Source organism: Rhodocytophaga rosea (assembly GCF_010119975.1).
Taxonomy (GTDB): Bacteria; Bacteroidota; Bacteroidia; order Cytophagales; family 172606-1; genus Rhodocytophaga; species Rhodocytophaga rosea.
Map to the genome: position 1 here is coordinate 843,864 of NZ_CP048222.1, position 15,383 is coordinate 859,246.

Sequence of the window (15,383 nt, forward strand, 5' to 3'; positions counted from 1 at the left end):
ATTATAACATTTCAGATCGTATCTTTCCCCGAATTTAGTTCTACTACCACCAAAACTTTATGTTTTTTATGTTACGTTTTTACCAAAAGAAACAAACAAAGGAGGTACTCAGAAGTATCTGCCTTTTCTCTTATAACAAAGCCATTGACTCTGATCGATTTTGTTATTTAGTTCGATTTTCAAATTTGTTCCCCTCCTTTCAACAGGTAGCCCTTTCTCTGGTTTGTTTACTATGCTGGACACTAACTCTTACCAGTGTGTATGGTCAAACGCCCCCCAGTGGATTTTCTAATACTTTATTATCTTCCGGATGGAATGAGGCAGTGGGCATGACTTTCAGCAAAGATGGCAGCAAACTCTTTGTTTGGGAAAGAGCAGGTAAAGTATGGGTAGTAGAAGGCGGACAAAAAAAGCTATTACTGGATATTAGCCCCGAAGTGGGAGGCTGGCATGACCATGGCTTACTTGGCTTTGCCTTACATCCTCAGTTCGAAACCAACGGTTATTTTTATGTCCTGTATCTGGTAGACCGCCATCATCTTTTATACGCTGGTACTGCCACTTACAATGCTGCCACCGACTTATATTTTACAGCTACTATAGGCAGGCTTACCCGCTACACTGCTACTAAAACGGCTACCGGCTATAGCACCTCCAACCGTAAGATCCTGATTGGCGCTACTAAATCTACCGGAATTCCCTCTTTAAGCCGGACACATGGAGTAGGCTCCCTGGTATTTGGTACCGATGGCACTTTACTTGTTTCAACAGGCGATGGGGCATCCCCATCAGCCACCGATATTGGAGGCTCTGTTGGGGGTAGTTATGCCACTCAGGGGTTATCTGACGGGATTATTACGGCTAAAGAAAATGTGGGTGCTTTCCGCTCACAGATCCTGGATGGCATGAATGGAAAAATCCTCAGAATCGATGCTGAAACCGGAGCCGGAATTCCCAGCAATCCCTTCTATGATCCTACTAAACCTAACTCAGCTAAATCTAAAGTATGGGCTATGGGCCTGAGAAATCCTTTTCGTACCCTACTGAAACCAGGTACAGGCAGCCATAATCCCGATGATGGCGATCCAGGTGTACTCTATGTGGGCGATGTGGGCTGGAATATATTTGAAGAACTCAATGTAGTGGATAAACCGGGTTTGAATTTTGGCTGGCCTATTTATGAAGGTCTGGAGGCACATTCGGACCCCAACTGGCCTTCGTATGCCGTGCAGACTGTAGAAAATCAGTTTGCCCCTAATCCACTCTATGGGGTAAATGGCTGCACCAGGCAATATTTCCGTTTCAATGAACTGCTCAAGCAGGCTACCCCAACCGGAACAGCTACTTTTACTAATCCTTGCAATAGCTCACAAACCATTCCTTCCACTATTCCTAAATTTGTCCATACACGCCCGGTACTGGATTGGAAACATGGAACGGTTCTGGCCAGAACCGGCACCTTTTCAGGAAGCACAGCCACTGTAACCAATGTAGGTGCAAGTGGTTCACCCATCTCAGGGAGTATGTTCAAGGGTAATTCTTCTACAGGAGGTGTATTCTATACCGGAGATGACTTTCCGGCAGCCTACAAAAACACGTATTTTCATGGAGACTATGTGGGAGGATGGATCAAGAATATGCCTGTGAATGCTTCCCATAAACCAACGGCTGTAAAAAACTTTATCGATAGTGGTGCTATTGTGGTGTACATGGCCACTCATCCTATAGATGGAGGGTTATATTATGTCAATTTTGGATCAGAGATCAGAAAGATAACTTCTACCAACAATCAGCCTCCTACTGCTGTAGCTACCGTAAATAAAACCTTTGGCACCAGTCCCCTGACCGTGCAATTTACCGGCAGCAATTCTACTGATCCGGAAGCCATACCTTTAACCTATGAATGGAACTTTGGAGATGGTTCTGCTGTAAGCACCCAGCCCAATCCCAGCCATACTTTTACAGCCACAGCAGGAGTACCTACGAAGTTTACGGTTACCCTGAAAGTAAAAGATAATTTATCTACCTCTCAGACCACGCTTGTGATTTCTGTGAACAACACCCCTCCGGTCGTTACCATTACTTCTCCGGTTAATAATACCTTATATCCTGTAACACAGGAATCTACCTATAATTTGAGAGCCACGGTTACGGATGCAGAGCACACAGCTACACAATTAAAATATGAGTGGCAAACCACTTTGTATCATGAAGACCATATGCATCCTGAACCAATTGATACTAAGGTTCAAACTACTACCACGATCGATCCCTTAGGTTGTGACGGGCAAAGTTATTTCTACCTGATCGCTCTGAAAGTAACCGATGGTGCAGGGCTTTCAACTACCAAAGAGGTAAAACTATTTCCTAATTGCGGAGGCACAAACGATCCACCCACTGTCATTTTGACGGCTCCTGTAAACAATGCCACCTTTACTGCTCCTACCAGTATTGTGATGGAGGCTTCAGCTTCTGATGGAGATGGAGCCATCAGTAAGGTAGAGTTTTACAATGGAGCTACAAAGTTAGGTGAGGATGTAACCAGCCCGTATGAGTTTAACTGGAGTAATGTGGGAGCAGGCACTTATAAACTGACTGCCAAAGCCATAGATAATCAGAATTTAGCCGCTACTTCTTCGATTGTGACTGTAACAGTCAATGCCGTATCCACCCAGCTTCCTGCTCCCTGGCAGCATCAGGACATAGGCACTGTTCCCATTGCCGGAAGTGCTTCTTATGCCAATGGCATCTTTACTGTTAAAAGCTCAGGTTTCGACTTCTGGACTGCACCCGATGCCTTCCATTATGTCTATCAGCCTGTTTCAGGTAATACAACCATCATTGCCAAAGTAAATAGCCTTGAGAAAACAGATGCCAATGCCTTAGCCGGGGTGATGATCCGGGAAAACCTGACAGCTAGTTCCTCCTTTGCTACTACGGTTGTCAATCCGGGGGGCACTTTGCTCACCTCCAGACAAGGAACAGGCAAACCGGCTTATGTATGGAGAAGTGGAACAGCTCCCAGATGGCTGAAACTGGTCAGAAGTGGCAATACCTTTACTTCCTCTTTTTCAGCCGATGGCAACACCTGGACAACGATCGGAAGTGTATCGCTCACCATGGGAAGCAGTGTCTATGTAGGATTAGCGCTTACTTCTCACAACAATACACTGCTCAACACTTCTACCTTCTCTAATGTATCTGTCATTACCTCGGCTAATCAACCTCCGGTCGTAAGCCTAACCTCTCCTGTAAACAATACTGCTTTTACAGCACCAGCCAGTATTCCAATAAAAGCAACGGCCAGTGATGGAGATGGAGCCATCAGTAAGGTAGAGTTTTACAATGGAGCTACTAAACTGGGTGAGGATGTAACCAGCCCGTATGAGTTTAACTGGAGTAATGTGGGAGCAGGAAGTTATCAACTAACAGCCAAAGCGATTGATAACCTGAATGCATCAACTACTTCGGCTATTGTAAACGTAAGTGTTACCACTTCAACAAATCAACCTCCGGTAGTAAGCCTAACCTCTCCTGTAAATAATGCTTCTTACACAGCACCAGCCAGCATCCCCATAAAAGCTACAGCCAGTGATGCGGGTGGAAGTGTAAGCAAAGTAGAGTTTTACAATGGCGCTACAAAGTTAGGCGAGGATGTAACCAGTCCGTATGAGTTTAACTGGAGTAATGTGGGGGCAGGCACTTATAAACTGACTGCCAAAGCCATAGATAATCAGAATTTAGCAGCTACTTCTTCGATTGTGACTGTAACAGTCAATGCCGTATCCACCCAGCTTCCTGCTCCCTGGCAGCATCAGGACATAGGCACTGTTCCCATTGCCGGAAGTGCTTCTTATGCCAATGGCATCTTTACTGTTAAAAGCTCAGGCTTCGACTTCTGGACTGCACCCGATGCCTTCCATTATGTCTATCAGCCTGTTTCAGGTAATACAACCATCATTGCCAAAGTAAATAGCCTTGAGAAAACAGATGCCAATGCCTTAGCCGGGGTGATGATCCGGGAAAACCTGACAGCTAGTTCCTCCTTTGCAACCACGGTTGTCAATCCCGGGGGCACTTTGCTCACCTCCAGACAAGGAACAGGCAAGCCGGCTTATGTATGGAGAAGTGGAACAGCTCCCAGATGGCTAAAACTGGTCAGAAGTGGCAACACCTTTACTTCTTCTTTTTCAGCCGATGGCAACACCTGGACAACGATCGGAAGTGTATCGCTCACCATGGGAAGCAGTGGCTATGTAGGATTAGCGCTTACTTCTCACAACAATACACTGCTCAATACCTCTACCTTCTCTAATGTGAGTGTCACTACTTCAACAATTGCAAGGATGAGTTCAGATGAAGACCTATCAAATTCTACGTTGCAAGTGTATCCAAATCCTTTCTCTCTACCAGCCACAATTGTATTTAGTGTCCCTTTTAGTCAGGAGGCAAGAGTACAGCTATATGATACAAAAGGAATTGTACAACAAAGCTTATTTTCAGGAAAAGCGGAAGGAGGCAAAACTTACCAAATAAGTTTACAAGGTAATGACCTTTCAAATGGACTTTACATTATTAGGTTAATGACTACTCAGGGAAGTATTCATCGAAAAGTAAGCTTACTTAAGTAAGCTGTAGAAAGAAGTGAGTAATAAATAATTTGGGTAAGGACTCAGTTAAAATGAAAAGGGGTATAGATTAGTCTATGCCCCTTTTTATATGGTTGAATTCATTGCTGGTTAAAATGCTTTGCTAGCATATGTCTCTTGGCAGGTAGGCTATATGCATTTAGGTTATCTGCTTTTTGTTATTTTTCACTAAGCCTAATATAGTAACAACAAAAGGTAAATCTCTTACGTAGGAATTTATAAGAGTTAAATTACATTGGGTAATATAAATTACATTAGGTAAAAGTGAAGTAGAAGAAAAGGATATTGGCTAAACCAATATCCTTTTTTCATGTTTGCATTTTTGAGTTTTTCACTGAAGGAAACACTAAAAACGTTTTATCGTAAAGCCTGCTTTCAAAAGTTTACAGCATACTTATCCATAAGTAAAAAGGGTAAACATTATATGTCTACCCTTTTTTATCTTAATAAAAGCTTAACAAACAAATAACTTGCAAATACAGATTGAAAAAACGATTGGCGTAAACTTACAAAGAATTGAATTTGGGTGAGAATTCTTTTTAATCCAAGGCAACTTAGAATAGTATCAAAAACAGGTATGATGACCAAAGATAGGTTAATGTCATACCTCTTTTTTAACCTTAAACTCTCTACAGGAATAGTTAAGAAAAATGAAGCCAACTAACCAAAAAGGGTGTGCATAGTGTGCAAGCCCTTTTTATTTGATAGTTCTGCTAAATATAATGTAGTGTATTGTATTTTATGCTGTTTTCATTGTAATAGCGTAATCCACTATATATGCCCCGTTACACCGTTACCCTGCTTATACCCAATTAAGAACAGAATACTAACTAAAAAGATAAGTTTGCTTTACATAACAATAAAAAACCTTCTAATTTTTTAAATCAGAAGGTTTTCAGTGACTCTATAGGGATTCGAACCCCAATCAACAGAACCGGAATCTGTTATGTTATCCATTACACCATAGAGCCAGGCACTATGAGGGCAAAAATAGAGAATGTAAATGGATTTTAAAACTGCTGCTTTATTTTTTCTGATAGCCTACTTTCCGAAAAAAATTGTTGTTCTACTTTTCCAGCAGCCTTGCGAATAGTGGATAGAAATGAGTCAGCCATAATAGTCTTTGGAGATCCATCACTCATCACAAGTAATATAAATTCCATTATAAGTTATGGATCAAAGAATGTAGCTTATTGTAAATAAGCACCTTATCAAATTTAACGACTATTATTGCTACTATATAACAATTATATATTCAAATTTCGCTCAATCCATTCTTTCAGCATTTGCCGGTTGGTGCGGCCATATACTACTACTACGTGCTCATACAACTGGTCGATCAAACTTTCTTCGGAAAGCTGCTGGTTTTTCAGAATACTAATCATGCCTTGTAATTCTTTTTTTAACTGAACTTCCGGCAGAAATACAGGGCGCATGGTAGTTATCTTCAGTGGACTGGTTCTGGCGTTAAAATAATAGATATCTACTTTACCAGCTTCTTCCGGACTAATTACCTGATCTTTTATTGTATACAGCGATTTCCTGTCGAAAATGAGTGTATCGCCGGTATGTGCGATACGTTTGCTGTAATCAGTACCATTATATACATATTTATACACAAAATATTTGCCTCCGCTCATCGGATACTCTCCCCTATCTACCCTAAGTTTGTAAGTATCTCCAATGAAAACAAAGGTGTTAATGCCAAAAAAGGATTCCAGGTCGTCTATAGCAGGAGTTTCTAAGGCACGGGTGCTTAAATGTTCACCGGCACTGGCAGGCATAAAGAGATTTTTTACAAAACGCCAGTATTCACTTAAGGGAGCATCTGCTTTTCCGGCTTTGTCAGCGGTAGGTTTATCCAGTAAAAAGCGCCCTTTTGCTGTACTATACACCACTACCCTGGCATCAGGAGTTTGATAGATAAGTTCATCACTTGGTTTGAGTTGATCTTGTAGTTTTAATGCCTGCTTTGTTTTTTTGTTAATTACTGTTCCTTTCACATGCACTACATGATATATTTCTTCTTTCTGTTGAAATAGCAGGCTTGTAAACAATATCCATATAATCAAACTTAATTTCATCAGACCAGTAATTTAGATTTTTAGCAGTTAAGGTATTGACACGAGACGAAGGCATTGTATAAATGATGAGAAATATACTCATTTACTTACTAAGATACACCAAGTGCCTAAGTGAATAAGATAACAGGCGATTAAATACATGTATCAAACTTAAATCTCATACACTCATTCAGCGAATGTACCTCAGTAATCCAGTTTGATAGTTATTCTTAATTTAAACTTATATATAAAGTAAACCTTTACATTATTAATTTCAGCGGAAACCACAAAAACAGCTTATATTGTACTGAATGATAAATTCATTAATAAATGACTACCCCTTTTAGTTGTACCTATACTCCTCAGATTTCCGAACTTCTCTGGCAGTTAAACTGCACCTTAGCCATTAGCACTTATCAGGCCGGAAAAGTAATTCTGGTGAGTGCCGCCGGACCTGAATCACTGGTACAACTTCCGAGAAATTTTGAAAAAGCGATGGGAATGGCCGTTGAAGGCAGTCGCCTGGCTATTGCTACCAAAGAGGAAGTAATTGTACTGGCCAATGCTCCTGCACTGGCTGGCAGTTATCCACCACAACCGCACACCTATGATGCATTATTTGTTCCCAGAGCTACCTATTATTGTGGCGAAATTGACCTCCATGACCTGGCCTGGGGAAGTAAAGGGTTATGGGCAGTAAACACCAGGTTTTCTTGTCTTACGCTCATCAACGAACATTTTAGTTTTGAGCCAGTCTGGCAACCTGCATTTATTTCTGACCTTACTCCAGATGACCGTTGCCACCTCAATGGACTTGCCATGCTATACAACGAACCTGATATTGTAACGGCGTTGGGACGTTCTGATGAACCAAAAGGATGGCGGGAAAATGTATTAGAAGGGGGAATAGTAATGCATGTACCAACCGGAGAGATTCTGGCCACCCAGTTACCTATGCCCCATTCTCCCAGGTGGTATGACGGAAAATTATATATGCTTTTTTCAGCTACCGGAGAACTGGCTTGTCTGGATACCAGCAGTGGGAAATACGATAGTATTGCCAGACTTCCGGGTTTTGCCAGAGGAATGGCCAGATACCAGGATTATTTATTTATCGGCTTATCTAAAATCAGGGAGAATGCGTCTACTTTCAGGAATCTGCCTGTAGCCAGTCAGGAATTGTTTAGCGGGGTGGCCATCGTTCAGCTTTCTACGGGAAAAACAATTGGTTTTATCCGCTATGAAAATAGTGTAGAGGAACTATATGACATACAAGTAATTCCCGGTTTCCGCCGTCCCGGATTACTTAATCACATTCGCCCCGAACACCGCCTTGCCCTGGTTACACCTACGGATGCTTTCTGGAAAGGTGATGAGTAGACGAATAAGTAATTGAAATTTATTGAATTACAGAAGGTCTGACTTACAGAGCAAACTTCTAAAGAAACGTAATTCGTAATTCGTAATTCGTAATTCGTAATTCGTAATTCGTAATTCGTAATTCGTAATTCGTAATTCGTAATTATTTTCCTTTTATGGACAAAAAAACCTGGCAAGAACTATTTCTAAAAGCGACTCAGGCTCATCAGCAAAATAAGTTGACAGAGGCGGAACAGCAATATAGGCAATTGCTCCAGGTGAATCCTTATCAGGCAGATGTACTTCATTTACTGGGAATTGTTTGCAGCCAGCAAAGCAGGCATGAGGAAGCGATTGCCTATATTCAAAAAGCCATCCGCTTATATCCGGAGGTGCCTGTATTTTACAATAATCTGGGAGAAGTATTTGCCAGGAAAGGGGAAACAGACAGAGCGATGAGCAGCTTTAGGAAAGCTATTCAACTGGCTCCGGATTTTGCGGAAGCGCATTATAATCTGGCCAACGTTCTCAAACAAGCCGGCCATTTAACCCAGGCCATCGATTCATATACCCGAACCCTGCAACTAAAACCTGTACATATAAAAGCCCTGTATAACCTGGGAAACGCTTATATGGAGCAAGGTCTAATTAAGTCTGCCATGGAATGTTACCAGCAGGTCGTGCATATACAACCCAACTTTGCAGAAGCACACAATAATCTGGGAATCGCATGGCAGGAATGGGACAACTGGGAAGAAGCCACTATGCATTACCAAAAAGCCACGCTGTTGAATCCGGATTTTTCAGAAGCCTTCCGAAACCTGGCCAGTGCACTGGAAACACAAGGCAAAACTGAGGAAAGTTTGTTTGTGTACCAGCAGATGGTTAGAAAAGATCCGGCAAATCTAATTACCCGTTTTCAGGCTGATACAATTCCGCCGGTTATCTTCAATTCTGCAGCACAAATCCAATCCTATCGTACCGGGTTGCTATCTACCCTTGATTTCTACACTACACAAGACTTTCGCCTGGATCTCAGCAAACTTCAGGATACTTCATTACAACCTTCATCTATTCTTATTTACCAGGGAGAAAACGACCGCCACATTAAAGAAAAGTATGCAACTGTATTTAACAAGTATTTCACTGGCTATAATCAGGTTAAGTTTACCAGAAATTCTTCCCTGCCACACATTGGGTTTGTAGTGACGGCCGGACATGAAGGGGTTTTTATAAAATGTATGCGGGGAATATTGAATAATCTTTCTGATACTCAATTTAAAATTACAGTAATATGTAGTGCGCCAAATGGGGAAAAGATCCTGCGTCCGGCCATCAGCAATCCAGGCGTCCTTTATCTGAGCATTCCCAAACGCTTCGACCAGGCAGTGGAAACTATGCAGCTTGCAAAATTTGATATCTTGTATTACTGGGAAGTAGGAACTGATGCCATTAATTATTTTCTGCCCTATGTACGGATTGCTCCCATACAATGTACGAGTTGGGGCTGGCCAGTTACGAGCGGCATTCCGAATATAGATTATTTTATTTCCAGCAAATTATTAGAAATACCTCAAAGCCAGGATCAATACAGCGAAAAACTAGTGCAATTTAATCGCCTTCCTGTGTATTATTACTTTCCGCAAGCTCCTGGCCTCATAAGAACACGCTCAGACTTCAATATACCAGAAAAGGCGCATCTGTATGTGTGTACCCAGAATCTTCGGAAAGTTCATCCCGATTTCGATCAGATGATTGCCAGGATACTCAGGCTGGATACTCAAGGAATACTTGCTTTCATTTCAGACAAACATACCACGGTTACTGAATTATTAAAAAGCAGATTTGCACAACACTTTCCTGAATTAACAGATAGAATACATTTTCTACCCCGAATGGATGAAGACGACTATTTTCAGGTACTTACTCTGGCAGATGTGGTGCTGGATACCCTATATTATGGAGGCGGTGCCAATACCACTTATGATGCTTTTGCTGTGGGTACTCCAGTAATTACCTTGCCTACTGAATTTCACCGGGGCAGATATGCCTATGCGGCGTATCAGCAAATGGGTATTGAGAAATGTATTGCTGCTAATTCAAATGAATATGTACAGAAAGCCGTTCGTATAGCTTCCATTCCTGAATATCGGGCAGAAATCAGCAGAAAGATAAAAGCCGCACATCAGGCTGTTTTTGAAGATAAACAGGCCGTTACAGAATTGTCAGAATGGTTGTTGAGTGTATGGCAAGAGATAAATAAAATATCTTTCGAAAAATAACCTGACTCTAATTCTTCCTTCTGATAAAAATAAAATCTCCTCCTTCGCTGCCAGCCCCAATAATATCGCCATACTGGGGAATCTGGTTATTGAGGCTGTTGCTGATCACATTTTCTTTCAGGCGGGTGAACAAACGCTCGGCGGTGAGGTAATTGTACTGGTTGGTTTGCAGGCGTTTTACCAGGTGTTCTATAAATGCACTCTGATCGGGCACTTCTTTCAGCGCACCGCTGGTCATGGCTTTGCGGCTGGGTAGTTCGTAAATTTGCTGGATGGCTTTGGATGCCGAAGCTATACTGCCACGGGTTTTAAAAATACTGCCACTGAAACAGGCGTCGGCAATGAGCAAGGTATGCCTGGAACGGATCTGTTTTACATACTCCCGGATACTGCTATTGGGAATCCAGGTGGCAAAATCATTATTTTTGGCATCTGACGGAATCCAATAGCCAGTTTCAGTAGCTTCATCCCAGGTGCCGTGTCCGGCATAAAATATTAATACATTGTCGCTGGGCGTTACTTTTTTGGCTAGATCCTGCAATGCCAGAATCAATTCTTCCCGTTTAGGATTTTTAAGTATCGTTGTATTTTCTGGTTCAAAGGTATACTGCCGTTGTAAAACTTCGGTCAGTTTTCTGGAATCCCGGATAGGATTGTCCAATTTCTGAAACTTTTTATCCTCATAATCTTCCACCCCAATAATGAGTGCATAATACTTGCCTTCTTTCACATACTGGGAAATATCGAAATTAATATCTGTGCTGGTGACATCAAAGTTAAACGTCTGGCTTGTGCCCTGCATATTATCCTGCGCAAATGCCTGAGAAACTGACAGCATCAGGAAAATGACAGCCTGTAAAATAGCGTTGGGTTTCATAGCTTGTACCTTCGTTTGTATTTGAAATATACTGTTAATTTCATTGCTTCACTATTTTTTGGGTAAACTTCCTGTCTCCGGCAGTTAAAATGAGGTGGTACATGCCATCCGGAAGATGAGCCACTTGAATCGTTTGACCTTCCTTACCTCTCTCCCATTCTCCCGACCAGACTGACTTCCCCTGCGCATTATATATTTCAATGTTACCCCCCATAATGCCTGATAAATTGAGTTTTGTATGGTCTATTACAATATATTCGATTGTTGGATTGGGATATACCGAAAATCTTTCTTTTTCAGAACCTGTTTCAAGACCTGTAACGATGGAAGCAGCCGTGACCACACCGACCACCTGGCTGTAAGCTGAGTATACATTATTAAAAGCCCTAATCCGGTAGAAAAACTTGGTACCACCAGGATCTGTAATGTCTTTGTGGGTATAAGTAGTACTATTTTCTCCAACAGAACCAAGCTCCACAAAAGCAGATTCATCTCCTTTTGAAACCTCAATAAAATAAGCTGTTTCACTTTCCGAATCATTCCAGGAAAGGATAATTTCACTCTCTGGCTTTAATGGATTGGCTATAGCCGTCAGATTGACTGGTACAGAAGGGGCTCCTATTATTTTAATATCCCGGGTAAGAAAATCTATGCCTCCATTATCTTTTACAGTTATCCGGATGGTGACTTCTCCTATCTGATTGGCATTGGGTTTAAATTGTAAACTGCCTGTGGTGGCCGGACTGGTATACATTATATTCACATTAGAAATCAAATTCTGATTTCCTCCTGGCAAAATCTGATGAGTGATAGTAATAGTTTGCCCCGGCTCTCCCCCAGAAGAAATACCAGAGAGTGTAACTGTTTGCAGAGGAACGTTCTGGGCTAGTGGCTGGTCTGAAATGGGATTTAAGGTAGGCGCATCATTGATATTGACAATTGTAATGATAAATACCTTCTCAAAGAATAACCCGGCAGCATCGGTGGTACGTAGCCGGATACTATAACTGCTTTTTGCCTCAAAATTAAAGAGAACGTTTGTTTGGAGTTGATTGCTTTCAATAACAAAACTGCCATTATCGGTACTTCCGGTACCATCTACCAGTGAATAGGTATGGGTATTGCCTGCATCGGCATCTATAGTAGTCAGGTTGCCGACAGAAGTCTTGACCGGTTTATTTTCCATCACAGAAGCAGCACTTAAGGTAATATTCGTGGGTGCATCATTGTCGTCGCTCACGGTAATTACAAAGGCTTTTTCAATATATAAACCGCTGGCATCTGTGCTTCTTATCCGGATACGATAGGTAGATTTAACTTCGAAATTGAAAGCTATGTTGGCTTTAAGCTTTAATTGTCCGTTTTCGATGATGAAACTTGCATTATCATCATCGGTATTATCAGCAGCCGTAGCAAACGTATAAGCATGCGTATCACCGGCCGTAGCATCGCTTGTAGCGAAAATACCTACGGCAGCTCCGGTTTGATTTTCTGGAACAGCCGCCGCAGTGAGTGTCAGGTTGGTGGGCAGCAGAAACAAACGGCTGTAGATTCCCTGCTGGGCATTTACATCGCCATTGCCGCAATCTCCGCCACTGCGCCAGGCAATTACAAAATTTCCGGCCATATTCATGGCAAGCGCAGGCTTATCCTGATCTCCTTTGGTATACGAGTTAACCCGGAATTCACTGCTGAGGGCATCTCCATTGCTATTGTAACGCCTGGCGATTGCTGAATTACAGGAGCCATCCAGCGGATTGGGTTCCGTATCCGACTCACTCGACCACACGACCGTAAAATTTCCAACGGCATCCATAAAAACACGGCTAAACAAGTTATTCCGGTTTACTCCAGTCCATGTATTAATTTTTATAGCTATATTATTTGCCGGATTATCCAGCCTGGTGCCATTGGCACTAAAACGAGCCCGGAAAATATCGTATCCGGAGGCGCCATTGGTATCTTCAAAATCACTGTCCCATACAATCACAAAATTTCCTACCGCATCCATTGCTGCAGAAGGACGACGTTTCACTCCCCTGGTACTGTTAGAACTATCTACTGTAAACTGATTTCCTTGTGCCACACCCAGTCGGTTATATCTTCTGGCGTATAGTCCCTGGTAAACATTGTAATCCGCAGGATTTTCCTGCCAGGCCACTACAAAATCACCATCCTGATCCATGGCTACTGCCGGATTTCCTGTATTAAATCCATCAGGTTCATCAATGGCAAATTCACCACCCTGAGCAATACCAGAAACATTATACCGCTTTCCCCAGATTCTATCATCTCCAACCCATACTACTACAAAATCACCATCCGCATCCATGGCTACTTCCGGACTGTCTGGAAAAACTGCTGATGGGCCTATATTGAATTCAGTTCCCTGCACCACACCAGATGCATTATACCGCTTTCCCCATAATTGATTTCCGCTCTGCCAGACAACTACAAAATTACCATTCTGATCCATGGCTACCGATGAATTCGTTTGACTCCCGGTAATGATGCTGTTTATCCTGAATTCACTGCCCTGAGCAATGCCCGCTGCATTGTAGCGCTGGGCATAGATGTTTGCTTCTCCGGCTGCATCTCCCTCTCTCCCGGAACTTTGCCAGATTAATACATAATCCCCACTGGCATCCATAGCAGCAATTACACCACTGGTATTACCCGCACTGATCCGTTGATCTGAAGTGGATAAGGTATAGCGCTGGGCAAAAACATCTTCATTAGACGTAGGACTTAACTGTCCATAGCTACTGTAAGCGATAATAAAATTACCTGCTGCATCTGTGGCCACTGCAGCTTTTGTCTGCTTACCAGTAGTAAAAGCATTTACTAAAAACTCATTTGCATCTATGGCGTTTCCAGTTCTGGTGTATCTTCTGGTATAGATCCCTTCCTCTGAGCCATCCTGACCTATGCTTTGCCAAATGATTACAAAGATTCCCCCTTCATCCGTAGCTACTACCGGTCGGCTCTGGTCACTGGTGGTATAGGTATTTACCGGAAATTCACTACCGCCTGTATTATTTACAAATCTTCTGGCAAATACACCTTCTCCTGCACCATCCTGATTAGTGCTCACCCAGGTAATCATAAAAATACTGGAACCAGCCGTATCTCCGGTTGTTACCGCCACCGATGGCTCCCTCTGGCTGCCAGCCGTAGTTGTATTGACAGGCAGGTCACCGCTTTGGGCTGTTCCGGCTGCATTATAGCGTTTAGCAAAAATACCATCCCCTGCCCCATCGCTGCTCTGCCAGGCAATAACAAAATTTCCGGTATCATCCATACTGATGGCCGGAGCAATCTGGTTGCCAGCTGTAGTTGTGTTCACGACTACTTCATTTGCGGTCTGGGCAGCACCGGCAGCATTATATCGCCTGAGATAAATACCTGTCCCTGAAGCATCCAATCCTTCCCAGGCCAATACAAAATCTCCATTGCGGAACATGGCTATCGCTGGATTGGTCTGTTCGCCAGTGGTTAGATTATTGGCTTGAATCACTGGAAGCTGGGCTACTCCAGCGGCAGTGTATCGTTGTGCATAAATACCATTCAGCGAACCATCTTGCCCTTCACTTTGCCAGGTGATTACAAAATCACCATCCGCATCCATCGCCACCGCCGGATTTACCTGGTTTCCAGTCGTATAGCCTGTATTCACTAATTTTCCATCCGGATCTAAAGGCTTTCCGGCAGCATCGTACCGGCGCATATAAATATCGTAACCGGAATTAGCAATCTGGCTGTTGCCTTGCCACACCACTACAAAATCACCATCCGGGTCTACAGCAATGGCTGCATTTACCTGATTATTCGTAGTAAAGGAATTAACTTGTATAGGATTTCCTGCAGTTGCTGCGCCAGTCTGAGCCAGGGTTTCTGTAGAGGTTGCCAGACCGGTTACGAAGGCACTTCCAACAGAAATCAGGCTGAGTTGCTGTTGAAAACGGCTAAGCTGGCATTGCAGGCGGTTGATGCGTTGAAGCAATCCATTCCGCTTGTGTGTGGGTAAAGTTTTGAAAGTACCTTTCAACAGTCTACGCTCCAGGCGGTTTTTGCACTTGGCAAACTGTTCTTGTACTTTCCTATAATAGATGAGTAGTATTCTTTTATTCATGGAGAGGCATAGTCCAAGGAG

At 42.7% G+C, this 15,383-nt stretch carries 6 protein-coding genes and 1 tRNA gene; 3 read left to right on the forward strand and 4 right to left on the reverse strand.

The genetic code is table 11. The features are described 5' to 3' along the window. Window positions 1-185: 185 nt before the first annotated feature. Window positions 186-4,631 carry an Ig-like domain-containing protein gene (locus tag GXP67_RS03680; RefSeq protein ID WP_162441905.1) on the forward strand — a complete coding sequence of 1,482 codons (4,446 nt, stop codon included), beginning with the start codon at window positions 186-188 and terminating at the stop codon, window positions 4,629-4,631. Window positions 4,632-5,548: 917 nt separating this feature from the next. Here the strand turns inward: GXP67_RS03680 and GXP67_RS03685 are convergent. Together GXP67_RS03685 and GXP67_RS03690 are read right to left on the reverse strand one after the other, a co-directional pair. Then, window positions 5,549-5,620 (reverse strand) — tRNA-Arg (locus tag GXP67_RS03685). Window positions 5,621-5,896: 276 nt separating this feature from the next. Next, complete coding sequence (locus GXP67_RS03690) at window positions 5,897-6,733, reverse strand: hypothetical protein (RefSeq protein WP_162441906.1); 837 nt, start codon at window positions 6,731-6,733, stop codon at window positions 5,897-5,899. A gap of 309 nt (window positions 6,734-7,042) precedes the next feature. On the opposite strand from GXP67_RS03690, the gene GXP67_RS03695 reads away from it, so the two are divergent. Then, complete coding sequence (locus GXP67_RS03695; RefSeq protein WP_162441907.1) at window positions 7,043-8,092, forward strand: TIGR03032 family protein; 1,050 nt, start codon at window positions 7,043-7,045, stop codon at window positions 8,090-8,092. Between the two features lie 155 nt (window positions 8,093-8,247). Next, window positions 8,248-10,353: an O-linked N-acetylglucosamine transferase, SPINDLY family protein gene (locus GXP67_RS03700; RefSeq protein WP_162441908.1), complete on the forward strand. Its 2,106-nt coding sequence runs from the start codon at window positions 8,248-8,250 to the stop codon at window positions 10,351-10,353. 7 nt (window positions 10,354-10,360) lie between these two features. Here the strand turns inward: GXP67_RS03700 and GXP67_RS03705 are convergent, their stop codons facing one another. Together GXP67_RS03705 and GXP67_RS03710 are read right to left on the reverse strand one after the other, a co-directional pair. Next, window positions 10,361-11,230, reverse strand: a complete 870-nt coding sequence (locus GXP67_RS03705; protein WP_162441909.1) for a caspase family protein — start codon at window positions 11,228-11,230, stop codon at window positions 10,361-10,363. 40 nt (window positions 11,231-11,270) lie between these two features. Then, the gene (locus GXP67_RS03710; protein ID WP_162441910.1) at window positions 11,271-15,362 is read right to left on the reverse strand and encodes a T9SS type A sorting domain-containing protein; all 4,092 of its coding nucleotides are present in this window, start codon (window positions 15,360-15,362) and stop codon (window positions 11,271-11,273) included. Window positions 15,363-15,383 lie beyond the last annotated feature (21 nt).